The organism is Lutibacter sp. B1 (assembly GCF_012524075.1).
Classification (GTDB): Bacteria; Bacteroidota; Bacteroidia; order Flavobacteriales; family Flavobacteriaceae; genus Lutibacter.
In genome coordinates this window covers 178,929-204,402 of the sequence record NZ_JAAZUI010000002.1, presented here as the reverse complement: position 1 = coordinate 204,402, position 25,474 = coordinate 178,929, and the positions used below count along the sequence as shown (strand labels likewise).

The 25,474-nt window shown below is 28.2% G+C and carries 28 protein-coding genes and 1 riboswitch; of the genes, 10 read left to right on the top strand and 18 right to left on the bottom strand.

Translation table 11 applies throughout. The features are described 5' to 3' along the window. Window positions 1–88: 88 nt before the first annotated feature. The gene (locus HGB55_RS02385) at window positions 89–667 is read right to left on the bottom strand and encodes a YceI family protein (protein WP_168814291.1); all 579 of its coding nucleotides are present in this window, start codon (window positions 665–667) and stop codon (window positions 89–91) included. Window positions 668–859: 192 nt separating this feature from the next. On the opposite strand from HGB55_RS02385, the gene idi reads away from it, so the two are divergent. Beyond that, the gene (gene idi / locus HGB55_RS02380; protein WP_168814290.1) at window positions 860–1,378 is read left to right on the top strand and encodes an isopentenyl-diphosphate Delta-isomerase; all 519 of its coding nucleotides are present in this window, start codon (window positions 860–862) and stop codon (window positions 1,376–1,378) included. A gap of 5 nt (window positions 1,379–1,383) precedes the next feature. Then, window positions 1,384–1,794, top strand: a complete 411-nt coding sequence (locus HGB55_RS02375) for a 6-carboxytetrahydropterin synthase (protein WP_168814288.1) — start codon at window positions 1,384–1,386, stop codon at window positions 1,792–1,794. A 37-nt stretch (window positions 1,795–1,831) separates the two neighbouring features. Here the strand turns inward: HGB55_RS02375 and HGB55_RS02370 are convergent, their stop codons facing one another. Genes HGB55_RS02370 through HGB55_RS02360 form a run of 3 tightly spaced genes read right to left on the bottom strand, consistent with a single transcriptional unit; the run spans window position 1,832 to window position 3,699 of the window. Beyond that, window positions 1,832–2,035, bottom strand: coding sequence for a DUF2892 domain-containing protein (locus HGB55_RS02370; protein ID WP_168814286.1), 204 nt, complete (start codon window positions 2,033–2,035; stop codon window positions 1,832–1,834). Between the two features lie 28 nt (window positions 2,036–2,063). Then, the gene (locus tag HGB55_RS02365) at window positions 2,064–2,654 is read right to left on the bottom strand and encodes a hypothetical protein (RefSeq protein WP_168814284.1); all 591 of its coding nucleotides are present in this window, start codon (window positions 2,652–2,654) and stop codon (window positions 2,064–2,066) included. A gap of 37 nt (window positions 2,655–2,691) precedes the next feature. Further along, entirely contained in the window at window positions 2,692–3,699 is a 1,008-nt protein-coding gene (locus tag HGB55_RS02360) for an adenosine deaminase (protein ID WP_168814281.1), read from the bottom strand. 146 nt (window positions 3,700–3,845) lie between these two features. Beyond that, window positions 3,846–4,044, top strand: a riboswitch (cobalamin riboswitch). A gap of 88 nt (window positions 4,045–4,132) precedes the next feature. On the opposite strand from HGB55_RS02360, the gene nrdG reads away from it, so the two are divergent. Both nrdG and nrdD read left to right on the top strand, forming a co-directional pair. Beyond that, a complete protein-coding gene (gene nrdG / locus HGB55_RS02355; protein WP_211047326.1) occupies window positions 4,133–4,588 on the top strand; it encodes an anaerobic ribonucleoside-triphosphate reductase activating protein in 456 nt (151 codons plus the stop codon). Beyond that, complete coding sequence (gene nrdD, locus HGB55_RS02350; protein WP_168814277.1) at window positions 4,585–6,456, top strand: anaerobic ribonucleoside-triphosphate reductase; 1,872 nt, start codon at window positions 4,585–4,587, stop codon at window positions 6,454–6,456. Before nrdG ends, nrdD begins: the two co-directional genes overlap by 4 nt. 70 nt (window positions 6,457–6,526) lie before the next feature. On the opposite strand, the gene HGB55_RS02345 is transcribed toward nrdD, so the two are convergent. Then, window positions 6,527–6,892, bottom strand: a complete 366-nt coding sequence (locus HGB55_RS02345) for a hypothetical protein (protein WP_168814276.1) — start codon at window positions 6,890–6,892, stop codon at window positions 6,527–6,529. Between the two features lie 467 nt (window positions 6,893–7,359). Here HGB55_RS02345 and HGB55_RS02340 point away from each other — a divergent pair, with 467 nt between their 5' ends. Both HGB55_RS02340 and HGB55_RS02335 read left to right on the top strand, forming a co-directional pair. Beyond that, the gene (locus tag HGB55_RS02340) at window positions 7,360–7,626 is read left to right on the top strand and encodes a hypothetical protein (RefSeq protein ID WP_168814274.1); all 267 of its coding nucleotides are present in this window, start codon (window positions 7,360–7,362) and stop codon (window positions 7,624–7,626) included. Window positions 7,627–7,739: 113 nt separating this feature from the next. After that, window positions 7,740–7,952, top strand: coding sequence for a hypothetical protein (locus HGB55_RS02335; RefSeq protein WP_168814272.1), 213 nt, complete (start codon window positions 7,740–7,742; stop codon window positions 7,950–7,952). Here the strand turns inward: HGB55_RS02335 and HGB55_RS02330 are convergent. Continuing rightward, entirely contained in the window at window positions 7,949–8,896 is a 948-nt protein-coding gene (locus HGB55_RS02330) for a LysR substrate-binding domain-containing protein (RefSeq protein ID WP_168814310.1), read from the bottom strand. The two genes, HGB55_RS02335 and HGB55_RS02330, sit on opposite strands and share 4 nt — an antisense overlap. Before the next feature lie 120 nt (window positions 8,897–9,016). Between HGB55_RS02330 and HGB55_RS02325 the strand changes: the two genes are divergently transcribed. Continuing rightward, entirely contained in the window at window positions 9,017–9,487 is a 471-nt protein-coding gene (locus HGB55_RS02325) for a Dps family protein (protein WP_168814270.1), read from the top strand. Window positions 9,488–9,548: 61 nt separating this feature from the next. Here the strand turns inward: HGB55_RS02325 and HGB55_RS02320 are convergent, their stop codons facing one another. The 10 genes from HGB55_RS02320 to HGB55_RS02275 form a co-directional block, all read right to left on the bottom strand. Continuing rightward, window positions 9,549–10,361, bottom strand: coding sequence for a 1-acyl-sn-glycerol-3-phosphate acyltransferase (locus tag HGB55_RS02320; RefSeq protein ID WP_168814268.1), 813 nt, complete (start codon window positions 10,359–10,361; stop codon window positions 9,549–9,551). Window positions 10,362–10,411: 50 nt separating this feature from the next. Continuing rightward, a complete protein-coding gene (locus tag HGB55_RS02315; RefSeq protein WP_168814266.1) occupies window positions 10,412–11,044 on the bottom strand; it encodes a CoA pyrophosphatase in 633 nt (210 codons plus the stop codon). Window positions 11,045–11,153: 109 nt separating this feature from the next. Next, window positions 11,154–11,894, bottom strand: a complete 741-nt coding sequence (gene ppgK, locus HGB55_RS02310) for a polyphosphate--glucose phosphotransferase (protein WP_168814264.1) — start codon at window positions 11,892–11,894, stop codon at window positions 11,154–11,156. Window positions 11,895–11,961: 67 nt separating this feature from the next. Beyond that, a complete protein-coding gene (locus HGB55_RS02305) occupies window positions 11,962–12,615 on the bottom strand; it encodes an alpha/beta hydrolase (RefSeq protein ID WP_168814262.1) in 654 nt (217 codons plus the stop codon). A 59-nt stretch (window positions 12,616–12,674) separates the two neighbouring features. Further along, on the bottom strand, window positions 12,675–13,001 hold the full coding sequence (locus HGB55_RS02300) for a DUF4870 domain-containing protein (RefSeq protein ID WP_168814260.1): 327 nt from the start codon (window positions 12,999–13,001) through the stop codon (window positions 12,675–12,677). A gap of 35 nt (window positions 13,002–13,036) precedes the next feature. Next, window positions 13,037–14,293, bottom strand: a complete 1,257-nt coding sequence (locus tag HGB55_RS02295; RefSeq protein WP_168814258.1) for a dihydroorotase family protein — start codon at window positions 14,291–14,293, stop codon at window positions 13,037–13,039. Next, window positions 14,290–16,248, bottom strand: coding sequence for a BatA domain-containing protein (locus HGB55_RS02290; RefSeq protein WP_168814256.1), 1,959 nt, complete (start codon window positions 16,246–16,248; stop codon window positions 14,290–14,292). The genes HGB55_RS02295 and HGB55_RS02290 overlap by 4 nt, the downstream gene beginning before the upstream one ends. Before the next feature lie 44 nt (window positions 16,249–16,292). Continuing rightward, window positions 16,293–17,027 (bottom strand): 5'-methylthioadenosine/adenosylhomocysteine nucleosidase, encoded by a 735-nt coding sequence (locus tag HGB55_RS02285; protein WP_168814254.1) that lies wholly within the window; start codon window positions 17,025–17,027, stop codon window positions 16,293–16,295. Window positions 17,028–17,038: 11 nt separating this feature from the next. Further along, complete coding sequence (locus tag HGB55_RS02280) at window positions 17,039–17,701, bottom strand: ABC transporter ATP-binding protein (protein ID WP_168814252.1); 663 nt, start codon at window positions 17,699–17,701, stop codon at window positions 17,039–17,041. Window positions 17,702–17,756: 55 nt separating this feature from the next. Further along, a complete protein-coding gene (locus HGB55_RS02275) occupies window positions 17,757–20,186 on the bottom strand; it encodes a DUF5916 domain-containing protein (protein WP_168814250.1) in 2,430 nt (809 codons plus the stop codon). 195 nt (window positions 20,187–20,381) lie between these two features. On the opposite strand from HGB55_RS02275, the gene sucC reads away from it, so the two are divergent. Beyond that, the gene (gene sucC, locus HGB55_RS02270; RefSeq protein WP_168814248.1) at window positions 20,382–21,575 is read left to right on the top strand and encodes an ADP-forming succinate--CoA ligase subunit beta; all 1,194 of its coding nucleotides are present in this window, start codon (window positions 20,382–20,384) and stop codon (window positions 21,573–21,575) included. A gap of 75 nt (window positions 21,576–21,650) precedes the next feature. On the opposite strand, the gene HGB55_RS02265 is transcribed toward sucC, so the two are convergent. Together HGB55_RS02265 and HGB55_RS02260 are read right to left on the bottom strand one after the other, a co-directional pair. Beyond that, window positions 21,651–22,019: a PUR family DNA/RNA-binding protein gene (locus HGB55_RS02265; protein WP_168814246.1), complete on the bottom strand. Its 369-nt coding sequence runs from the start codon at window positions 22,017–22,019 to the stop codon at window positions 21,651–21,653. 80 nt (window positions 22,020–22,099) lie between these two features. Further along, window positions 22,100–23,854, bottom strand: a complete 1,755-nt coding sequence (locus tag HGB55_RS02260; protein ID WP_168814308.1) for an ABC transporter ATP-binding protein — start codon at window positions 23,852–23,854, stop codon at window positions 22,100–22,102. A 175-nt stretch (window positions 23,855–24,029) separates the two neighbouring features. Here HGB55_RS02260 and nusB point away from each other — a divergent pair, with 175 nt between their 5' ends. Both nusB and HGB55_RS02250 read left to right on the top strand, forming a co-directional pair. Next, window positions 24,030–24,968 (top strand): transcription antitermination factor NusB, encoded by a 939-nt coding sequence (nusB, locus tag HGB55_RS02255; RefSeq protein ID WP_168814244.1) that lies wholly within the window; start codon window positions 24,030–24,032, stop codon window positions 24,966–24,968. Window positions 24,969–25,002: 34 nt separating this feature from the next. After that, window positions 25,003–25,455, top strand: a complete 453-nt coding sequence (locus HGB55_RS02250) for a DUF1573 domain-containing protein (protein ID WP_168814243.1) — start codon at window positions 25,003–25,005, stop codon at window positions 25,453–25,455. Window positions 25,456–25,474 lie beyond the last annotated feature (19 nt).

Below are 25,474 nucleotides of genomic sequence, written 5' to 3'. Positions count from 1 at the left end.
TTTATAATTTGTACAAAAATAAAAAATGACTGTGTAACTATTTACTTTATTAAAATAAAATATACACAGTCATTAATAAAAAAAAGAATTATTGTTTTGCTAATTCAACTTTACAAGTAATATCAACATTTTCACCAATCATTAAACCACCGGCTTCCATTACAGAGTTATATTTCAACCCAAAATCGGTTCTGTCAATAGTTCCGGTAACTTTTATACCTGCTTTTGTATTTCCCCAAGGATCTTTTACAGTACCGCCATAAGACATTTTAAGTTCAATTTCTTTTGTAACACCGTGTAAAGTAAAATTACCTTTTAAAGTATATTTATTTTCACTGATTTTTTTTATTGAAGTGCTTTCAAAAGTCATTGTTGGGTAGGTTGCTGTTTCAAAAAAGTCTTCACCTCTCAAGTGTTCATCTCTTTTTTCGTTATCAGTATCAACACTATTTACATCAGCTGTAAATTTAATTTTAGCATCAGAGAAATCTTCTTTAGTAGTTTCAATTGTTCCATCAAAAGTTGTAAACTGTCCTTCTACTTCTGAAATTACCATGTGATTTACCGAAAATCGAACTGATGAGTGTGCAGGATCAATACTCCATGTTGTTTGTGCATTAATAAGTGATACACTTACCAAAGCAACTAATAAGCTTAATTTTTTCATTATGTTTTCATTTTTAATTTTAGTGTGACACAAAAGTATGTTAAAACAATATATGTTGAAACATATAAAATGTTAAAATTTTGATAATATTTTTTTAAATTATATATATGACTGTAATTCAGTTATGTATAATTTAATAGAGAGTTGTAACAAACCAATTTAAAAATTGTAAATTTGTCCTTATTTTATACAATGAAAGAAGAACAAGTAATACTGGTAAACGAAAAGGATGAAAAAATTGGTTTAATGCCAAAAATGGAAGCACATGAAAAGGCATTATTGCATCGAGCTTTTTCCGTATTTATTTTTAATGATAAAAATGAATTGATGTTACAACAGCGAGCGGCAGACAAATACCATTCACCTTTATTATGGACCAATACTTGTTGCAGTCATCAACGTGATGGAGAAAATAATATTGAAGCAGGAAAAAGAAGATTACAAGAAGAAATGGGTTTTATTTGCGAACTGGAAGAAGTGACTTCATTTATATATAAAGCACCTTTTGATAATGGTTTAACCGAGCATGAATTGGATCATATTATGATTGGTTATTATAATAATAACCCTAAACTAAATAAGAAAGAGGTTGAAAGTTTTAAATGGATGACTTTAGAAGATGTGAAAATGGATATAGAAGAACACCCCGAAATTTATACTGAATGGTTTAAAATAATTTTTGATAACTATTACAGTTTTATTACTAAATAATTACTATGAAAGTAACCGTAAATAGAAAAGCACACTTTAATGCCGCACACAGATTGTATAATGCAGAGTGGACTGACGCGCGTAACGCAACTGTATTTGGCAAATGTGCAAATCCTAATTATCATGGGCATAATTACGAGTTAATAGTTTCGGTAAAAGGTGAAATACACCCTGAAACCGGGTTTGTAATGGATATGAAAATTTTGAAAAATTTAATTGAAACCGAAATTGAAGACAAATTCGATCATAAAAATTTAAATGAAGAGGTTGAAGAATTTAAAACCTTAAACCCAACTGCTGAAAATATAGCTGTGGTAATTTGGAATAAACTAAGACCCAAAATTGAAAGTACGCTGGAACTTTCAATAACTCTTTACGAAACTCCAAGAAATTTTGTTACATATTGTGGAGAATAAAAACCTGTAAATTATAAAATCCACAGGTTTTTTATAATTATTTCTTTTTACAAGTATTAATTCCGAAAAGTGGATATAACGGACAAAAACTTGCTAAACTTGTAAGTAAAAATATAGCAGCAAAAATTAAAAGTATAATTCCTAAAGTTCCTGAAATAACTTTGGTGTAAGATAAAATTATAATTGCGATAGCCATAATTATCCGTATAGCTTTATCAGTATTTCCCATGTTTTTTTTCATAATGATAAATTTTTAGGTTAGTATTAAACTATTCTTTCTTTTGTTTATTTATCTCATCTTGCAATTTTCTCATTACTTTCTGCTCACGTTCTAAAGCTACTTTTCTATGGTTTTCAAACTCTTCTTCTACATCTTTCAATAAAGATTTTGTCTGTTTGGTTATGCTATTACTTTGTTTAAATTTGGTAATAAAAAAAGCTAATAAAAGAGCTAATAATGCAATAATTGAATACATTATGCCTTTAAATACTCCTTTATTAAATTGAATACCAAATAAAGAAACACTTTGTTTTTCAGAATTCAAAGTATCAATAGTTTCGCTAGATTTATTTAAAGCAATTTTTAAACTATCAATAGTACTGGTTTGAGAATTTAACAAGCCATAATTATTTATAATTTCTTTTTTTGAAGCTGTTAACGAATCTGCCACATTAGATTTTAATTGCAATAACCAGTTAATTTTTACAACTTTAAAATCTTGGTATCTATTAGATTTTTCAATTAAATAATCAAATTGATTATTTACAGAGCCGGTATCAATAAATTGTTTGTTTGATTGACTAAAACTGCTTATAGTTATTGAAAAGAAAGTTATAAAAAGAATAAATATTTTCTTCATAAATTGAATTATTTTGAATTTATAACGAAGTTAAAATCTACTTATTGTTAGTGTAATATAGTTCTAATTCGTTTAGATATTGTTGCTTTTTAGAATTTTCTAACAATGAATATTGAAAAGAGTTTTTTGCTAAAGTATAAATTTCAAATTTTGAAAGATCTAAAGCTTTTTGAATTTCAATATAATTTTTGTTTACTTGTCCACCAAAATATGCAGGATCGTCAGAATTAACGGTAACTTTTAAACCTAAATCTAACATTTTTTTTAACGGATGATTTTTTAAATTATCAACAACTTGTAAAGCTGTATTTGAAAGTGGGCAAACAGTTAAAGCTATATCACGTTTCACAAGCTCATTTACTAAATTTTTATCTTGTAAAGAGTTATTACCGTGATCAATACGTTTTATATCTAAAATATCAATAGCTTCCCAAACATATTCAGCAGGACCTTCTTCACCTGCATGAGCTAAAGGGATATAACCTACTTTTATGGAGGCTTCATATACATTTTTAAACTTGGAAGGTGGATTTCCTTTTTCTGATGAATCTAAACCAACTGCCTTAATTTTATCTTTATAAGGTATAGATTGTTCTAATGTTTTAAAGGCATCTTCTTCACTTAAATGTCGTAAATAGCTCATAATTAAAAGCGATGAAACTCCTAATTTTTCTTTTGCATCATCACAAGCTTTTGAAATACCGTTAATTACTGTTTTAAAAGAAATTCCACGCTCGGTATGCGTTTGAGGATCAAACATAATTTCAGTATGACGAACATTTTGAGTTGCACATTTTTCTAAATAACTGTAGGTTAAATCGTAAAAATCCTGTTCAGTTATCAATACACCTGCTCCTTGGTAATAAATATCTAAAAAGTCTTGTAAACAATTAAATTTATATGCTTCTTCAATTTCTTCAACAGAGTTGTAAGGAATTTCAATTTTGTTTCTTTTTGCTATTTTAAACATTAATTCAGGTTCAAAAGAACCTTCAATATGTAAATGCAATTCGGCCTTAGGTAAATTTTCTATAAATGTCTTCATAATACAAAGTTACATTTTTCATTGTTTAAAATAATAATTTTTATAATCACTAGTTGAAATTTAATTTTTTTGATAAAAAATATTCCTTGTTAATAACTAGTTAATAAGATATAAATAGGACTGTTTTATCTTATAATATTCTTAATTATCTTCGATTAGAATTTGGTTCTTATTACAATTTTTGTTTGTAAAGATGAAAAGGGAATTAGGTGAAAATCCTAAACTGTTCCCGCAGCTGTAAGTTCTAAAAGGGTTTTACATTCTTTTGCCACTATTAATTTTTTTTGATGGGAAGGCGTAAAACTTGAACAAGTCAGAAGACCTGCCAAATTAAATTAAAATAAGTGGAACTTTCGGGAAAAAAGTTAACACGTTTTGTTTCATATAGAAATTTACGTACACGTTTTTAGACTATAAAATTAAATTGGAAATTATGTATTACTCCAATATTGAAACTGTATTTCAAGAAGTACCGGGCGAAATTAGTATTTGTTTTACTATTACAGGGTGTAATTTGTGTTGTAATGGGTGCCATTCTCCATATTTATGGAAAGAAGGAAGTGGTAAAAAACTAACTGATGAAAAATACCTTGAAATTTTAAATAAATACAAAGATTTTGCAAGTTGTGTGCTGTTTATGGGAGGCGAATGGCATAAAGATGAATTAATTAAAAAACTTAAGAAAGCAAAATATTTAGGTTTTTCAACATGCTTATATACAGGTCTTACTAAAGTAGATGCAGAAATTGTTGCAGAATTAAATTGGTTAAAAACAGGACAGTGGATTCAAGAGCGCGGTGGATTGGAAAGTTTGCAAACAAATCAAAAATTTATAGAAGTAAAATCAAATAACATATTAAACCATTTATTCATAAAAAATAAGTCATGATAAGATTAACAGAAGAACAAGTGTCCCAAAAAATCAATTTTATTGAAAATTATATTAAATCCAATAACGCAGCAGATGGTTCTGTGTTAGATGCAAATGCAAATGTGTCTTCAAAAAATATTGCAACTATGGAGGCTGAACTAAATAAGGATATTAATATTCAGGTAAACAGAATGTTAATTAAAAATAAGATTAAAAATTTATTTGGGGAAGACTTGTCTAATGAATATATCCGTCAAATTGAAGCGCATGAAATTTATGTACATGATGAAACTTCTTTAAAACCTTATTGTGTGTCAATTAGCATGTATCCGTTTTTATTTGATGGACTCACAAAAATAGGAGGAGAAAGCAAAGCGCCACAACATTTAGAAAGTTTTTGTGGTGAGTTTGTAAATTTGGTTTTCGCTGTAAGTTCTCAATTTGCAGGAGCTTTGGCAACCGTAGAGTTTTTAATGTATTTTGACTATTTTGCCAGAAAAGATTATGGAGATGATTATTATAATACGCAAAAAAGAATTATTGAAAATCATCTTCAACACGTTGTTTATGCTATAAATCAGCCAGCAGCAGCGAGAGGTTATCAGTCTGTTTTTTGGAATATTTCTTTATATGATGAATTGTATTTTAACAGTATGTTTGGTGATTTTGTTTTTCCTGATATGACCAAACCAACTTGGGATAGTTTAAAAAGAGTACAACAGTTTTTTATGAAATGGTTTAATAATGAACGATTAAAAGCAGTTTTAACATTTCCGGTAGTAACTGCTGCAATGCTTGTAAAAGAAGGGAAGCCGGTTGATGAAGAGTTTGCAATTATGTGCGCCGAAGAATTGAGCGAAGGAAATTCTTTTTTTATATACCAGTCAGAGAATGCCGATAGCTTGGCTTCTTGTTGTAGATTACGAAATGAAATAAGTGATAATACTTTTAGTTATTCATTAGGTGCCGGAGGTGTTTCAACAGGTTCTATAAATGTAATTACTTTAAATATGAATCGTTTAATTCAGAAAAATAAAGATATAAAAACAGAAATTTCAAAAATTCATAAATACCAAGTTGCATATAGAACATTGATTGAAGAATATAAAAATAATGGACTTTTACCAGTTTATGATGCAGGATTCATTTCTTTAGATAAACAATTTTTAACTATTGGCATTAATGGAATGGTAGAAGCTGCCGAAAGTAGAGGAATAAAAGCAGAAAACAGTAAAGCGTATAAAAAGTTTGTTTCAAGGCATTTAAAAGTAATTTTTGATGCTAATAAAGAAGCGAAAAAAGACTATGGTTATATGTTTAATACAGAATTTGTACCTGCAGAAAATTTAGGTGTTAAAAATGCTAAATGGGATAAAGAAGACGGGTTATTTGTGCCTAGAGATTGTTATAACTCTTATTTTTATCCTGTTGAAGACAATTCCATTAATACTTTAGATAAAATTATGCTTCACGGAAACGAAATTATTAAGTATTTGGATGGAGGGTCTGCACTTCATTTAAACTTAGAAGAAGCACCAAATAAAGACGGTTTTTTAAAGCTAATTAATGCGGCAGCTTTGGCAGGATGTAATTATTTTTGTTTTAATATTAAAATTACAATTTGTAATTCGTGCAATCATATTGATAAAAGAACGTTGCAAAAATGCAGTAAATGTGGTTCTACTAATATAGATTATGGTACAAGAGTTATTGGTTATTTAAAACGCGTCTCTAATTTTAGTTCATCAAGGCAAGAAGAACATAATTTGAGACATTACCATATAAATGAAAGAAAATCCTTTAGAAACTCTATTCAGAAAAATAGAATTAATACGTTAGCTGAATTTTTTTCTCAAACTGAAAAAAAGGAGGAAATAATTAAGTGAAATTTATAAGAAATGAATACAAGCCCATCTTAATTATAAGGTAGGCTTGTATGATCTATATATAAAAAAACTAGGATGCTTTTGGAATATCTTCTTTTAAATTAAATCTAAAAATAGCCTTGCAAACTGAATTATCTTCGGAATCCTTTTTTTGAAATACATCAACTAAAAGTTGTAGTTCAAGCTCGTTGTATTTTTTAATTTGAGCCTTAAATGCCAACGTATCATCAGTATAAACATTTTTTAAAAGTTGTAATTTATATAGTTGCGGTATTGGATAAGCAATGGATGTATTACTTAAAATAACATTAGTTGCAAAATATTCCATTTGGGTGTATAGAATATTAGGTAATAATATGTTGTTGTTATTTGTGTCGGTTTTTTTAACCGTATAGTATTTTTCAGGACTTGTAAATTGGTTTTGTAACGTTTTCATATCAAAAATTTTTAGGTTCGTATAAGTATGGGTAAAGGTATTTTAAGGTTTAAATTGTTTTGTGAACAAAGTTTTGTAATGTTTGAAATAATCTGTCGCATAATTTTGGAAGTGTACATAATAGTAGTTTTTAAATTAGTATTTATTGTAAAAAAAAAAGGTGCTTTTTATAAAAAGCACCTTTTAAAATATTATTGAGTTAAAATTTAATTTATCGTTTAAACTTAACATTTGTGCTTTTTTTAATATATATCAACTGCTGTTGCGAATTAGACATAACATACCACTGGCAAATCATATTAATGTATGATTTAACATTGTTAAGCGCTTTAATGTATATGTTATAGTTTGTTTTCATAAATTAATTCAAAAATATAAATTTATTTTAAATATCAAAGAATAATTATATTAATTATATGTTAATGAACCAAATTCTTGTAAATTTGTACCCAAAAATAAAAAATATTATGGCAAGTATAAAAAATTTAAAAAAGGATGCTAATTACGTTTTAGGAGATATTATTGAAGAGTGCTATACTTGGGAACTAATGAACCCTAAAGCTGATACTAAACCTTCAGAGGCAATTATAGATGAAGCTATTGAAACATACGATGCTTTTATTGATAAAATTCATGTTAAAGGTATAGATAATAAAAAAGCATATTTCAAATCATTAAATGCTGAGTTAGAAGAAACAGCAAAAAAATTGATTGACAAAGTAAATAAACTTTAAAAGCTAAAAGGTTATTTTTAACACTTTTTTTAAGAACTTTTTTTGTATATTAGTATAATAAAAAAATAAAAATATACGTTCATATTTATATACCAATTAAAACCCTATAACATATGGCAAGAGCAATGTTTGAGTACACTAAAACGGTACTTGAAAAAGTTAGCTTTAACAAAGATTTGTTTAAAAAGGAGTTAGAAAAAGCAGTTGATAGGCTGCTACCTTATGAAATTAAAGAATTATACGTTTGGTTAAAACAATTTACATTAAATAAACCTGAGTTACACGTTTGCTTAATTGAAATAAAAAATGATAAAAGGAGTTTTTAAACTCCTTTTTTTTGTTGTAAAGGGCTTATTATTTTTACATCATTAAATGCAATTACACCTCTAATAACACTATCTATTACATTTTTTAACGCATCTATTAAATGTATTTTTAATTGAGATTTATGGTAGATAATACTAACTTCTCTGGCAGGTACGGGATCTTTAAATTCTCTTAAATAAATTTTATCTGTATCATTTATATCTAAAGTTTGTAAATAAGGTAATAAGGTCATGCCAAGACCTTCTTTTGATAATTTAATTAAAGTCTCAAAACTTCCACTGTGAATTTGAAATTGCTGATTTTTATTGCCAAAAGCACTGCATAAATTAATAACATTTTCAGTAAAACAATGGCCTTCTTCCAATAATAAAATATCATCAATATCTAAATCTGTCACATCAATAGTCTCATTTTTAAAAAGTCTATGTTCTGTAGGTACAAATCCAACAAAAGGTTCGTAATACAACACTCGCTCTTTAATAATTTCATTTTCTAAAGGTGTTGCAGCAATAGCAACATCTAAATGACCTTCAGATAGTTTTTTTACAAGATCTTCAGTTGTAAGTTCTTCAATTTGTAAATTTATTTTTGGATATTTTTTTATAAAAGATTTTAAAAAAAGTGGGAGTAGAGTTGGCATTATTGTAGGTATAATTCCTAATTTAAAATCACCACCAACAAAGCCTTTTTGTTGATCTACAATATCGTTTATTCTGTTGCTTTCATCAACAATAATTTTAGCTTGTTCAACAATTTTGTTTCCTACTTCAGTTAGCTGAATAGGTTTTTTATTTCTATTAAAAATTTGAACATTTAATTCTTCTTCAAGTTTTTGAATTTGCATGCTTAAAGTTGGTTGTGTAACAAAACAATTTTCAGAGGCAATTGTAAAATTTTTATATTCTGCTACTGCTAAAACGTACTTTAGTTGGGTAATTGTCATAACTATAAATATTTCCGATAAAGATATTAAAACTATCAATAATAATTATGGTATTTTATGTTTTTTTTTGTTGAAATTTGTATAGAAATAAATAAGAAATAATACAAAATTTATATAAAAATGAGTACAACAATTATTGGATTAGACAAAAACAAAACTGAAGATTTAGTAGTAGGTTTAAATAGTTTATTAGCAAATTTTCAGGTGTATTACCAAAATTTAAGGGGTTTACATTGGAATATTAAAGGGAAAAAGTTTTTTGAATTACATGCAAAGTTTGAAGAATTTTATACAGATTCTCAAGAAAAAATAGATTTAATAGCAGAACGTATTTTAACTTTAGGAGGTACGCCTTTACATACTTTTACTGATTATATAGAGCATTCAAAAGTGCCTGTTGGGAAAAATATAAGAAATGATGTTGAATCGATGAAATTAGTAGTAAATTCTTTATCTGAATTATTGAAGATAGAAAGAGTTTTATTAGATGAATCTGATGAAGCAAATGATGAAGGAACTAATGCAATGATGAGTGATTTTATTTCTGAACAAGAAAAAACAATTTGGATGTTAAATGCATGGTTGAACTAGTTAGTTAATTTAGATTTTTATACAAATAAAAAAGCTGTGTTTTAAACACAGCTTTTTTTATTTAATACAAATTCCAAAATTCTCTTTTTTTGTTTAGTTCTTCTTCTTGTCGTTGATATTCTTCTGCAGGGATTACTTTTAAAAATGAAGGATGTTGCTCAATTCCCATTTCAATTTTTTCAACTATTTCATCAATGGTATCATTTTCGTAATCAATTTCCATAGGTTGTTTTATAACCATTGATTGTAAAACATTTCTTTTTTTTATGGCAAGCCCTTTTTTATCGAAAGATCTTCTAAAACCATCAATAACAATTGGTATAACAATTGGTTTGTATGTTTTAATTATGTGAGCAGTACCTCTTCTAATGGGTTTAAAAGGCTTAGTAGTACCTTGTGGAAAGGTGATAACCCATCCGTCATTTAAAGCCTTACCAATATTACTTATATCTGACATTTTAACTTGTCGATTAACCTCTTTTCCTGCACTACGCCAAGTCCTTTCTATAGAAACAGAGCCTGCATAAGCAAATATTTTTGGTAATAGACCCGATTTCATGGTTTCTGAAGCTGCAACAAAATAAATATTTAATTTGGGGTTCCAAATGTATCCTATGTTTTTAAGTGAGTCAATCCTTCCTTTTAAGGAAGCGTTGAAAACATGAAGCATAGCAGCAACATCAGCAAAATATGTTTGATGATTTGATACAAATAAAACGTTAGTTTCCGGTAAATCTCTTATTATTTCAGATCCTTCAATTTGAAGTTTATTAAAACGGTGATATCGTCCGTGTGACACCACACCAAATATACGTATCAGCCATTTTTTTAAAAATAAAATATGTCCGAATGGATTTTTCTTAAAAATGGGCATTTAATTGGTTTAGTATTTTGAATGAAGTACAAATTTAATAAAAATATATATTAAAAGTGTTTTAATAAATCTCTAATTTCACTAAGCATCATGGCTGTAGCTCCCCAAACAATATGGTTGTTAAATTTAAAACAGGGTACACTTATGTTTTTTGCATACGATGTGTTTAAAATTGTTTTAGTAATTGAAGTTTTTTTTAATAAATCACTTAACGTAACGTTAATTAATTCTTCAACTTCATGATTTTTAATAAAAGTAGGATTATAATCAACTAAACCTAAAAAAGGCGTGACTATAAAATTACTGGGAGGTATGTATACATCTGTCATTTGTTTGAAGATAGAAATAGTTTTGCTATCAATTCCAACTTCTTCATAGGTTTCTCGTAATGCAGTATTCTCTAAGTTAACATCGTTTGGGTCAAATTTTCCGCCGGGAAAACTGATTTGAGAAGCATGAGTACCATCGTAATGAGCTCTTAGGGTTAATAAAAAGCAAGTTTCATTATTTTTATCGGGATAAAAAAGTGATAAAACTGCTGCTTTTTTTGCGTTATTTTTTTTTAGTAATTCTTCAGTTGGTTTTACTCTAAGTTTTGGTGCTAATTTAAATTGAGCCTCTAGCCCTCCTATAGATATATCTATAAGTTTTGAAATGTTATTTTTAAAATAATTAAATTCCATTGTAAGGATCAGCGTTTAATAATTAAATCAAATATAGTTGATTAATTATTTTTAATCCTAATTAGTCTAAAATTTAAAGTTTGTAATAAACAAGAAGTAAAATTTTAGGCTATAAATGATATTTTGCAGCAACTGCAGCACCTATAATACCGGCATCATTTTGTGATTCTGCGGCTACTAAAGGAATACTAATATCAATTTGTTTCTCATATTTTTCAATCCTCTTACTGGCACTTCCACCAATAATTATAAGATCTGGTGATAGTATGAGTTGTAAATGTCTAAAATATTCATGAAGCCTTTTTCCCCATTGTTTTTGAGTAAGTGATTCTTTTTTTCTGACAGAATCAGCAGCATAATTTTCGAATTCTTCTCCTTTTTCAGTAAAAATATGTCCAAGTTCGGTATTTGGCAAAAGTTTTCCATCTAAAAAAATACCAGAACCTATTCCGGTACCTAACGTAATCATCACAACCACACCTTTTTTATTTTTCCCTATACCAAAGTTAACCTCTGCTAGTCCGGCCGCATCAGCATCATTTACTACAGAAAACTCGTTTCCGGTTTTTTCTTTAAATAGGTCTTTAACATTTACACCTTCCCATTTTTCGTGTAAGTTACCTCCGGTTATACATTTTCCATGCATTAAAGGCGTTGGGAAACCACATCCTACTAAACCGTTCCACTGAAAATGATCTATTATTTTTTGAATTTTTTTTGCAACTGCTTTTGGTGTTGCATTTTTGGGTGTTCTAATTCTATGTCTTTCAGTTGTAAGTTCACCTGTTTTAATATTTACTAAGGCACCTTTTATACCGGTTCCTCCAACATCAATACCTAAAATCTCCATTTTTATTTATTTTTTAAAGTACAATTTTATCAATAATGTTATAAATGAAATTTAACATAAGTTACACTTACATTCTTTCTTCCATCCATTTTTTAAAATCGAAAAAGTTTTGAGGGGCAACACCATGCCCAACAGGATATTCTTTGTAACTGTTTTTAATGGTTAATTCATTTAAAACTTCAGGAGCTTTTCTTGCCCATTCTACAGGAATTACCTGATCTACACTTCCGTGTGATATAAAAAAATCTAATTTAGAGTAATTTTTATTTTCAATAGTATTGGGTAGTAAATCAGAATTTATATAACCACTTAAGGCTATAATTTTTTGAACTTTTTCAGGATAATTTAATGCTATTGAATAACTTAAAATTGCTCCTTGGCTAAATCCCAGTAAAAATGTTTTATCAGATGAAATTTTATATTTTTTTTGAATTTCATCAATAAAAACAGCTATTTTTTCTCTCGCTTCAATAGCTTCTGGTATATCTGAAAACTTTTTTTGCGGACTTTCAAAATGAATAGTATACCAAGCATATCCTCCAAAAGTTAAGGATTGAGGTGCTCTGGCACTTATAATTAGAAAGTTATCGGGTAATTGTGTTTCGAACGAAAATAAATCTTCTTCATTGCTTCCATAACCATGTAACAAAATAAGCAGTGGTGTTTTTTCTGTTATAAAATTAGGTTCTTTTACTAAATATTTTAAAGAAAGTTCTTTCATGTTTAAAAATTAAAAAGTCGCGTTTTGTAGCGCGACTTTAAATATAAAATTTTATTTGTTTAACTTATTCCTTTAAACCAATCTTGAAATTGGTCACCTAAAAAAGGCACTCTTTTTTCTTCACCTTGTAATGCTCCAATAAATCCAACAATCCACAAAACGAATGTAAGTACACCGGTTAACCAGCCTAAAAACCCATTGATGTACCTTCCTATAAGGCTGGCTACTATACTTAACACCAAAATGCCTAACATTTGGCGGATATGAAAAGAAGCAAATGAATTTCTTTTGCTGTTGTTCATAATAAAAGCAATTAAAGTCCCTATCCAGGTAATATAACTTATAATAGCAGTAGTTTTACCTTCTTTTACTGTTTGATTTTCCATAAAATGGTTTTTTAGTTTTAGTTAGTATAAATATATTAATTTAATATAATTTTTTTATTTGAAATTATTCCATAAACCTTTCCTTTCATCTTTTTATTTAAGAAAATGGCATTTTTTGAAGTAGATAAAATATCTTTTTCAGTAAAAATAGATTCAAAATTAGGATTAAACAATGTTAAATTTGCTTTTTCACCTTCTTTTATTGAATAGTACTCAATATTAAATACAGTTTTTGGTTTTGTAGTTAGTCCTTCAATTAATATTTCTAAATCAATATTTTTATTTAATGCACCAAACAAACTTTCTAGTCCAATTGTGCCAAATTTAGCGTTTTTGTATTCAACTTTTTTATGTTCAATATCTAACGGATTATGGTCGCTTGTAATGGCATCAATAATTCCTTCATTTAAACCTTTTATAAGTGCTTTTGTGTCTTTTAGAGTTCTTAAAGGAGGTAAAACTTTAGTATTTGCATTAAAATCTTTTATTTCGTCATCAGTTAATACAAGATTGTGAGCAGCTACACTACATGTAACTTTTAAGCCTTTCTTTTTAGCTTCTTTGATAAGCTGTACTGATTTTTCTGTTGAAATTGTAGGTATATGTAATCTTCCTCCGGTATATTCCAAAATAAATAAATCACGTGCTATGTGAATTTCTTCAGCCATGGCAGGAATTCCTTTTAAACCAATTTTTGTACTATTTACTTCTTCATTTACTAAACCTTCACCTGCAATTGATTTGTTTTGAGGAAAACTAATAATTAATCCATCAAAATTTTGAGCATAAAGCAGCCCTATTTTTAAAAGATTTGCATCACAAATAGGCTTATTGTAATCTCCAAAAGCAATTGCTCCGGAGTTTTGCATGTCGTAAAGTTCGGTAATATCTTTACCATCAGCATGTTTTGTTAAACTTCCAATAGGATATAAGGTGGTAGCAAATCCGTTCCCTTTATTTTTAATAAATTCAATAGTTGAATTATTGTCGGCAACAGGATTTGTGTTTGGATTTACTGCAACTGCTGTAAATCCGCTTTTTGCAGCCGTTTTAAGTCCGTTTTCAATAGTTTCACGTTCTTCAAAACCCGGTTCTCCAAAACAAACACTAGAATCGAACCAACCTTGAGAAACGTAAAGGTTTTCTAAGTTAATTTCTTTAAAATTATCAGTATTTTTTATAGAATTTGAAATTTGGGTAATAATACCGTTTTTTATTAAAATGTCTTTTTGTTGTTTGTGGTACGGACTGGAACTGTCTATAATTGTAGCAGATTTTATGAGTAGGTTCATATTTTGAAATATTTTAAAATAAGCATTTCAATTAACAAAAATAGGACAGAAAATGCTAAAAACCATTTAAAAAGCCAATTGATTTTTTGTTGATTGTTAATTTTTTCAAAAATTTCATCAATATCAGATGAAACAGTAATGTTTTTATTGTTTGCAGCAATCGAATCTAAAGCCAGATAAGTTAAATCACTTTCGGATCTATTGTAATTAAATGCGATTGTTTTTATAATTTGTTCATTTTTCATAATATTATAAAACCCGCTTTCTAAATCGTTATTTTCAAGTTTAAGTGTTACTTTATTTTGTGATATATTTTGAAGAGGGATAAACTCTATTTTTTCGTTTTTCATTTTTAAAACCTCATCTTTTTCCATTGCTGTATTCAAATTTATTTCATTTTGAGGTTTAATAGTATAGTATAAGTCTTCTATATTTAAACTTTGCTTGGCAACATTGTAAAAAACAGGCACTATTAAAGGAGACTGCGTAAAAGTTGAAATTTCTTTATTTAAGGGTGATGAAATCCAATAAAAAAAACCGTTTTCTACTTTTGAAGTTGAAATGAAAGGTTGTGTATTGTCTAAATTTATAATTGAAGAGCTATTTTGAAAATTGGTTTGGTAATAAAGCGTTGTTTTAGGATATTGAAAATTAAATACTTTTTTTTCAAAAACATTATTGATTATAGGATGATTATAGTTGATGGATGTAATTAAATGTTCTTGTTCAATTTTTGAAGTAATAATTCCAACATTTAAAGAATTTAATAAGTTATTATAACTATTTATCATTAAATTTTCAGAAGGAATTACTAAAAGGTTACCACCATTTTTTGAAAACTCATTTAAACTTTTAGTTAATTCAGAAGGAATATTTTCAATTTCATTAAGAATTATCAAATGCTGATTTTGAATTGTATTATAATTAAGTTTTTGAAGTGGAGTAGAGGTGAAATTAAATTCATTTTGGGTGTAAATTCTAGGTAAAAATTCAGAAGAATTACCAATACTTAGAACATTTATTTTTTCGGGTTTTGAAATAGAAAAATAAAAGTCGTTATCAAATTCTAAAACATCATCAGTTAAAGAAATTTTACCGTTAAAATTAGTGGTATTTGGAATAGTAAATTGTACAATTGAAAGTTTTGAGTTGTTAAATTTAGAGGTAGATTTACCTATTAAAATGGTGTTGTTATATAAAGAAATTGCTATATTTTCGGTAGTATTTTTTATACTTTTTACAACTACATTTAAGGTGGTTTCTGTCAATTTTTCATTTCCTAAATAAACACTGTCTATAAAAATGTTATTTGTATTTTTAGGAATGATTTTTATAAGTCTTATTGGCGAGTTTACATTTGTGAAAACAGTTTTATTTTTATTATTAATATTTTGAAAATCAGATATTAGTATATTTTCATTTAAACTATTTATTTCATCCGGTTTATTGTCTTTTAATTTTAATAAAATACTGTTTATATCCAATAATTCAGGTGAATATTTTATATTTATAAGCTCGTTTTTTAAATTTTTAGGATCTAAATTATTATAATTTTTAGTATTTGTAAAAACTAAAATATCTTGATTTTCTTCGTTTAAATTTTTAATAATTTTTTGTCCTGCATTTTTTAATAACTCACCGTTTTCACCTTTAGCTTGCATACTAAAAGAGTTATCTAAATAAATAGAAGTTTTAAACTTTTGGTTTAATGAATATTTTGAAAAATAGGGTTGTGCAAAAGCTAAAATTAAACATGTAAAAGCCAACATTCTTGTAAGTAAAATAAGCCATTTTTTTAAGCGTGAACTTTTACGCGTTTGTTTTTCGATTTTTTGTAAAAACTTAACATTGGTAAAAGGTACTTTAACAAAACGTTGTAACTGAAATAAATGAACAATTATTGGAATAATTAATAAAAGAAGTGCATATAAAATTTCAGGATACTTAAATTGCATTGTTCATAAACAAAGTTTATCAAAGATATAAAATTCAACTAAATTTAAGCAAAATAGTTTTGCAAGATACCTAAGGCATAATTGCTGGCAATTGTATTGGCAAATTTTGAAAAATCGATATGCGAATTATCATTTGCTTTATCTGAAATAATACGAATAATAGAAAAAGGAATGGTGTATTCAAAACAAACTTGTGCAACAGCAGCACCTTCCATTTCAACACAAGCAGCTGTTGGTAAAACGGTGTTGAGATGCTGTATTTTATCTAAACTCGAAATAAACTGATCTCCGCTGGCAATATCTGCATGAATTACTTTTGGGTTATAAATATCAAATTCTTCAGCAATTGCAAGGTTAATAAAACTTCCGTAACTCAATAAAAAGGAGTTTGCAGCATGTATTAAATTAGTTGCATTTTTAGTTTCAATATATTTTTTCTTTAAAATTGGAACTTCAAATTGTGTATAAAAAGGTGTGGCATCCAAATCATGTTGGTATAGGTGTTTTCCAATAACAACATCACCTATATTCAATTCTTCTTTAATAGCACCCGCAACACCTGTAAAAATAATCTCTGAAACATTAAAATCATTAATTAATTGAGTGGTTGTAGCTGCCGAAGCAACTTTTCCCCAGCGAGAAAATACAATAACCACTTTTTTGTTAAACAAAGTTCCTGTATAATAGGTTCTCATTCCTTTTGTGGTAGTTGTAACATTTTTAAGTTGATGCAGTAACGCCTGAATTTCTTCTTGCATAGCACTTATAATTCCAATCATTTTACTAAAATTTAATTGATGATTTTTCCGTCTTTCATTTCTAATTTTCTATCGGCCATGTTTGCTAATTCCTGATTGTGAGTTACAATTACAAAAGTTTGATTTAACTTATCTCTTAAAGTGAAAAATAATTCGTGTAAGTTTTTTGCTGATGCTGAGTCTAAATTACCACTTGGTTCATCGGCAAATACAACATCGGGATTATTTACTAAAGCTCTGGCTACAGCAACACGTTGTTGTTCACCTCCTGAAAGTTCATTGGGTTTGTGATGTATTCTGTCTGATAATCCTAAAAAATGAAGTAAATCAGTAGCTTGTGCTTCGGCTTCTTTTTTTGTTTTATTTGCTATAAATGCCGGAATACAAACGTTTTCCAATGCTGTAAATTCAGGTAAAAGTTGATGAAACTGGAAAATAAAACCTATATGCTGATTTCGAAACTTTGATAAAGGTTTGTCTTTTAAATTAAGTAAATTTTGATTGTTTATTGTAAGTTCCGAGTTTTTATTATTTGTTGGTTTATCTAAAGTGCCTAGTATTTGTAAAAGAGTTGTTTTTCCTGCTCCTGAAGGGCCAACAATAGCAACAATTTCACCTTTTTTTATAGTTAATCCAACACCTTTTAAAACCTCTAAATCTCCGTAAAATTTATGTATATTTTTAGCAATAATCATGTAATGCAAGTTGGTTAATGCGAAAGTATTAAAAAAATAGCTTAGTTAACCTCAATTAGATTATATTTTTAATATTGTTGTAATCTATATAATAGATTAACTTTAAAGAGAATGTGTGTTTTGATGGATCTTTAAATAGATTATCTAAATTATCTGTAAAATTAAGATATGCTTTTTCATTTTGACTGAAAATAGAGTTTCTGTAAAATGCTATTAACTGGCTTCCGGGGGCGAATTCCCAAATATAATTCAGGTCTAAATTCCAACTATTGTAGTTAATGTCATTTTTTTCTGAGTAAGGATGCTCATCTAAATAACCCTTTGAGTTAAGTACATAGTATTGCGAATGATATTCTACAGGCGACCAATAATGCCTGAATGATAACGAAATAGATGATTTTATACCAAAACTGTATTTACCGGAGATACTATTTTCAATATCTTTAGAATCTCTTTTACCGAAAATAATATCATCATTTTCAATAGTAACAAAACCTTTATCGTTCGTGTTTTTATCATAATAAAAATCATATGCTAAAGAAAACTGTTTGCTAAACCTGTATCTTGGAGAAAAACCAAATCCAAATCCTTTTTCATCATCATCAAAATAAATACCATAGTATAAACTGGCATCTACGGCAAATTTTTTACGATAATCACTTGAAATCCATGAATTTAAATTCATTTTTGATTTTTTTACAAAAAAACGTCCGGGAACTCTTGGTTCGTAATAATCGTATTGGTTTCCTATATTTCCATTAATATTTCCACCAAAACTAAATCTTTTTAAAGTGTTAGCCCAAACTTCAAATCCACATTCATTTCCAGTGTATTTTCCCGGTTTGTGTAAGTAATTTGCGTTGTACCAAGTGTAAAATCCATAGTTTTCATACTTTTTGGTAGGTTCAAAAATTCTATAGGAAAAATTACTGTATATGGTTTGTGTGTTATTATTGCTTTGGTATCCTAAATCATTTATTTCATATTTATCGTCTTTAAAATTGTACCCTAACTCATATTGATATTTTCCTGCAGATTTTCCAATACTGGTATCAAAAAAATAACCGTTTGTTTTTTCGCCATTTTCATTAATGGTACTTGTTTTAACAGATCCGTCAATAAAATAACTGTTGGTCTTTCTGTCTTTTAGGTTGTATAACAGTCCGGTTACGTTGGCATCTCTAAAACGACCTTCACGTAAAACATTGGTATTAATTAAAGTAACAGACGAGTGTTTGTTAAATTGTTGATCTAAAACCAAAACACTGTAATTTGCCAAAGGCTCAGTTACTTTTTTATAGTATTCTTCCGACGTTGTATTATCAGGATTTGTTATGGTTTTTTTGATAGTTGCTTCTGTTTTTTCGGTAACAGCATTAAAAACTCCAATTCCTAAACCCTTTTTAGTTCTTCCGGAAACTTTAATGGCGTTTATCATTTTAACATCATCAGGATTTTTAACAACAGTTTCATTATCTTCCAAATCTTTATAGATTTTATGTTTTTCAACAGGTGTGTTACCAATTCTTCTTGAATAAAACAGACCTCCTTTGCTAAATAGTTCTGTTCCTTCAGTAAAAAATTGTCGTTGTTCAGAATATTGTTGTTCAAAAGGGCCAAGGTTAAGCGTAACATTGTCAAAGGCTGTTTGACCAAAATCGGGTATTAAAGTAGCATCTAGAGTAAAACTTTCAGAAATGCCGTATTTTACGTCTAACCCAATACTATAATCGGAATTGGATTCACCATCGTAAGAATCTACAGTTGCTGACGCATAAGGGTAAAAACTTAGCCGAGTAGGAGGATTTATATTTTGTATGCCTTCTAGAATTCCATCGTATTGTGTCCAAATTCCTTTTGTTCTGTCAATAAAATTCCAAGTATATTGTTCGTTTCTACGTAACATTTTTCTATGAAAATTTATGCCCCAAGTTTGGATTTTTTTATTTGAAAATCGAAGTGCGGAATAAGGTATTTTCATCTCTACAATCCAACCATCTTTTTGCATGCTGATATCACTAACCCAAACAGCACTCCAATCACCATCTTCATTACCTTTAGTAACTTTAGCGTCAAATTGTACTCCGCTGCTTGTAACTGCAAATTCTGTAGCATTTTGCCCATCATTATTGGGGTTTAGAATTACTAAAAAGAAATCATTTTGCCCAACATTATCTCGTGTTGTAAATTCAACAGGAATACCGGAGGGATTATTGTCGTAAAGGTATGCTCCAAAATAGATGGCCTCATCATCATAAACAATTTTAACTTCTGTTTTGTGGGTTTCAGGCTCTTTAGTACCGTTTTCGGGTCTAAATTGTACAAAGTCTTTCGCTATATCAGCATCTTTCCAAGCAATATCATCTAATTTACCGTTAATTTTTGGAGGTGTTGTGGTTCTTTTTGTGAGTACAGTTTTTTTGGTTTCCTGTGCGTTAGATATAAATGTGCACAGTAGAGCAAGTATTATTATTACTTTGTTCATAAAAGAAAGTTCTAATATATTGTTTGAATTAAGCTAAAATAACTTTTTAAGATAAATATCGTCTTAAATAAATCATAAATTGTTATTAATTATAAAGACTTATTAAAATTAAATTTGTTACAATATTTTTATTAATTGATTATAAATTATTAGATTTGATTTTTAGTATATATTAAAATTGAAGATCTTAAAAAAATGAACTTACACGAATATCAAGGAAAAGAATTGTTAAATAGTTTTGGCGTTAGAATTCAACGTGGAATTGTTGCCGATAATCCGAAAAAAGCAGTAGAAGCTGCAAAACAATTAGCTGCTGAAACCGGTACAGGTTGGTGGGTAGTAAAAGCGCAAATTCATGCTGGTGGACGAGGAAAAGGTGGTGGTGTTAAACTTGCAAAAAGTTTAGATGATGTTGAAACAATATCTAATGATATTATTGGTATGATGTTGAAAACACCTCAAACTCCTCCGCAAGGTAAAAAAGTTCATAAAGTATTAATAGCTGAAGACGTATATTATCCGGGAAATAGTGAGCCGGAAGAATATTACATGTCGGTTTTATTAAATAGAGCCACAGGAAAAAATATGATTATGTACTCTACTGAAGGAGGAATGGATATTGAAACTGTAGCTGAAAAAACTCCTCATTTAATTTTTACTGAAGAAATTGACCCGTTATTGGGAATACAACCATTTCAAGCACGTAAAGTAGCGTTTAACTTAGGTTTATCGGGTGTTGCTTTAAAAGAAATGATAAAGTTTGTTACATCATTGTATACAGCATTTGCAAAATCGGATGCTTCGTTATTTGAAATTAATCCTGTTTTAAAAACTTCTGATGATAAAATTTTAGCTGTAGATTCAAAAGTTGTGTTGGATGATAATGCTTTATACCGTCATAAAGATTTAGCTGAGTTAAGAGATTTACGTGAAGAAAACGAAATAGAAGTTGAAGCGAATGCTGCCGGTTTAAATTATGTTGATTTAGACGGTAATGTTGGTTGTATGGTAAATGGAGCCGGCTTAGCCATGAGTACTATGGATTTAATTAAGCAATCGGGTGGTGAGCCTGCAAACTTTTTAGATGTTGGTGGTACTGCTGATGCTAAACGTGTAGAAACTGCATTTAGAATTATTTTAAAAGATACAAATGTAAAAGCTATTTTAGTAAATATATTTGGAGGTATTGTACGTTGTGACAGAGTAGCCCAAGGTGTTATTGATGCGTATAAAAATATGGGTGATGCTATTAAAGTGCCAATAATTGTTCGTTTACAAGGTACAAATGCAATTGAAGCAAAAGAATTAATTGACGCCAGTGGTTTAGATGTAATATCTGCTACAGAATTTCAGGAAGCGGCTGATAAAGTACAAGAAGTTTTAGCGTAGCTAAAACAAACTTAATGCATAAAAAAACACCTCAAATTTTTTGAGGTGTTTTTTTATTTTAGAATAATATTACTTTTAAATATCTTCAAAATTTAAGTCAGTAAAACTTTCAGTTCCTTTAGGTTCACCGTTTAATTCTGATGGTTTTTTAAAATCTTTTTGATGACGTTCTGAAATTACTTCTTCACCTTTTTCATTTAAAATATAATCAGTTGCTGCTTTAAGCATCTCATTAAATTCTGCAAAATCTTCTTTGTATAAATAAATTTTGTGCTTTTTGTAATGGAAAGATCCATCGTCATGTGTGAATTTTTTACTTTCCGTTACAGTTAAGTAATAATCTTCAGCTTTTGTAGCTCTTACATCAAAAAAGTAAGTTCTTCTTCCTGCTCTAAGAACTTGAGAGAAAATCTCTTCTTGTTCTAAATGTTCTTGGTCACTCATAATTAACTTTCTATTTTATTTAATCTTTTTATTAGATACAGACACAAATCTATAAAAATATTTGAGTTATTTCACAATTTTTAAATTTCTTTTTCCAAAAGTTGTTGTTCATAAAGCTCTTTATAATACCCTTTTTTATTAATAAGCTCATTGTGCGAACCTTGTTGAATAATGCTACCGTTATCTAAAACTATTATAGTATCGGCATTTTTAACAGAAGAAACTCTATGGCTAACAATTATTGTGGTTTTATTTTTACTTACTTTATATAAATTATTTAAAATAATTTCTTCTGTTTCGGTATCAACTGCAGAAAGGCAATCGTCAAAAATTAATATTTTAGGCGATTTAATAATGGACCTTGCTATAGACACACGTTGTTTTTGTCCACCGGAAAGTGTTACACCTCTTTCACCTACATAAGTATCGTAACCTTTATTAAATTCTATAATATTATGGTGTATATATGCATCTTTAGCCGCTTGTTCAATTTTTTCGTCTGAGGCATTTTCGTCGCCAAATTTAATATTGTTTTTTATAGTGTCTGAAAATAAAAATGCTTCTTGTGGTACAAAACCTATGCTTTGGCGTAAATCATTTAAATTAATTGTTTCAATCTCATTTCCGTCGATTAAAATTTTTCCTGAATCCACATCGTATAATCTGGCAATTAAACTTAGTATTGTAGATTTACCGGAACCTGTATTACCCAGAATAGCTAATGTTTTTCCTTTTTCTAATTTAAAATTAATGTTTTTAAGAGCCGTAATATTGGTATCGTCATAAGTAAAAGAAACCTTTTTAAATTCTATAGTACCTTCAATTTGAGAAGAATTAGTGTTATTATTTACAATCTCCGGTTTTTGCTCTAAAAATTCGTTGATACGTTTTTGTGAAGCTTCTGCTTGTTGAATTATTGAAGTTACCCATCCAACAACTGCCACAGGCCAGGTTAGCATATTAACGTATAAAATAAATTCTGCAATAACACCTAAAGAAATTTCACCTTGAATAAATCGTAAACCTCCAATGTAAATAACTAGAATATTACTTAAACCAATTAATAAAATCATTAATGGAGAAAATAATGCTTGAGCCATGTATAAATTAATATTCTTTTCTTTAGCGGTATTGCTTAAATTTTCAAATTCAACCATTGTTTTTGATTCAATACCGTACGATTTTAAAATACTGATTCCTGAAAAAGTTTCTTGTGCATTAGCGGTTAGTATAGATAAGTATTGTTGAACAATGGTGCTTCGTTTATTAATGACTCTACTTAACACATAAATAGATATTGATAGTATTGGTAGTGGTAATAATGTATAATTGGTTAATGTAGTATCAATACTGTACATTCTAATAATAGCAATAACAAATAAAACCAGCATGTTCATTGTATACATTATTGCAGGTCCAAAATACATACGTACTTTACTTACGTCTTCACTTATACGATTCATTAAATCACCGGTTCTGTTTTTTTTATAAAAATTTAATGATAAACGCTGGTATTGTTGGTAAATCTCATTTTTTAAATCAAATTCAATTAAACGAGATGTAACAATAATCATTTGTCTCATTAAAAAAGTAAAAAAACCTGCCAGTAGAGCCGCTCCAATAATTAATAGTATGTTATTTAGAAGTTCGGCTTTAACAACTGTTAAATCAGTTACTGTACCGTTTTTATAATCTTCAGCAATATTTACTGATTTTCTAATAAGCTGAGGTACTTGTAATGATAAAAAGTTAGAACAAATTGCAATAACTATTCCTAATAATAGACGGTATTTATATTTTAAAAAGTATTTATTTAAGTATTGTAAGGCTTTCATAAAGAAAATTGGTACGCTCAAAATTTTAAAGCACGAATATACATCAATATTATTTTAATAGTTGTATTTTAATATAGATTTAACTTTGTTTAAAAAAATGAAAACAACATCTTATTTATAAAAAATAATATTATTTTTGTGGCGTTAAAAACACAATTTTTTCAAAGTTCTTTAAATGATAAATAGAAGACATATTAGAATTAAAGTAATGCAATCGGTATATGCAATACTACAGTCTAAAAGTGATAACCTTACTAAAGAAGAAAAATTTTTATACGCTAGTATAGATAAAATGTACGATTTGTATGTACTATTACTTCGTTTATTTGTTGAAGTTAAAAATATGGAGAAAAATCATATTGAAATTTCAAGAAAAAAGTTTTTAGCCACTGCAGAAGAACTAAATCCAAACACAAAATTTATTGATAATTCTATTTTTCAATTATTTGAAGATAGTGTTTCGTTAAATGAATATTTAGAATCTAATAAATTAAACAATTGGAAACTGGATGACGAATATATTAAAGAAGTTTGGAAGCTGATTAAAGAAAGCAATTTGTATGCTAATTACATGAAATCTTCAAAAAAATCATTCCAAGATGATAAAGATTTTGTAATAGCTGTTTTTAAAGAGATTATTGCACCGAATGATAAATTGGCCGATTATTTTGAGGATAAGAATATAAGTTGGGTTGATGATATTCCTTTTGTAAATACATGGATTGTTAAAACCTTAAATCAGCTAAATCCTAAAAAATCATTTAGATTAGGGCAATTGTATAAAGATGAAGATGATAAAAAATATGTGCTTGATTTATTTAGAAAAGTGGTACTAAATCATACAGAGTTTGAAAAATATATTATTGATAAAACACCTAATTGGGATGCCGAACGAATTGCCGAAATAGATATGATTTTAATAAAAATGGCAATTTGCGAATTTTTAAAATTTCCATCAATTCCTACACGTGTTACAATAAATGAATATATTGAAATTGCCAAAGATTACTCAACAGAGAAGAGTAGTTTTTTTATAAATGGAGTTTTAGATAAAATTTTAAAAGATTTTATGGCTTCAAAAAGAATAGAAAAAATTGGCAGAGGATTGTTATAATTTTTTAATTTTACACAAAACAAACAATACAAACATGAGAAAAATAGTATATTTAGGTTTAGCTTGCGCAGCTTTTTTTATGGTTTCTTGTAAAGAAAACGCTTCATCAAAAATTAAAGCATCTAATATTGAAAGTGCTAAAGAAAGAGATGCAAAAATAAGTTTAGGTGGTGCCATTATTGATTTTGACAAAAGAGAATATGATTTTGGAAGTGTTACAGAAGGTGATGTTGTTGAAGGTATATTTGTAATATCTAATAAAGGTAAGGCCGATTTAATTATTTTAGATGCAAAAGCAAGTTGTGGTTGTACAGTACCTGAATGGCCAAAAGAAGCTATTAAACCGGGAGATTCTGCAGAGCTTAAATTCTCATTTAACTCAAGAGGAAGATCCGGAAAGCAAAGCAAATCAATTACACTTCAAACAAATTCAGAAAAAGCAACTGAAATATTACGCATTTCGGGCACAGTAATCAAAAAAAGTTAATACAAATAATAGATAAAAT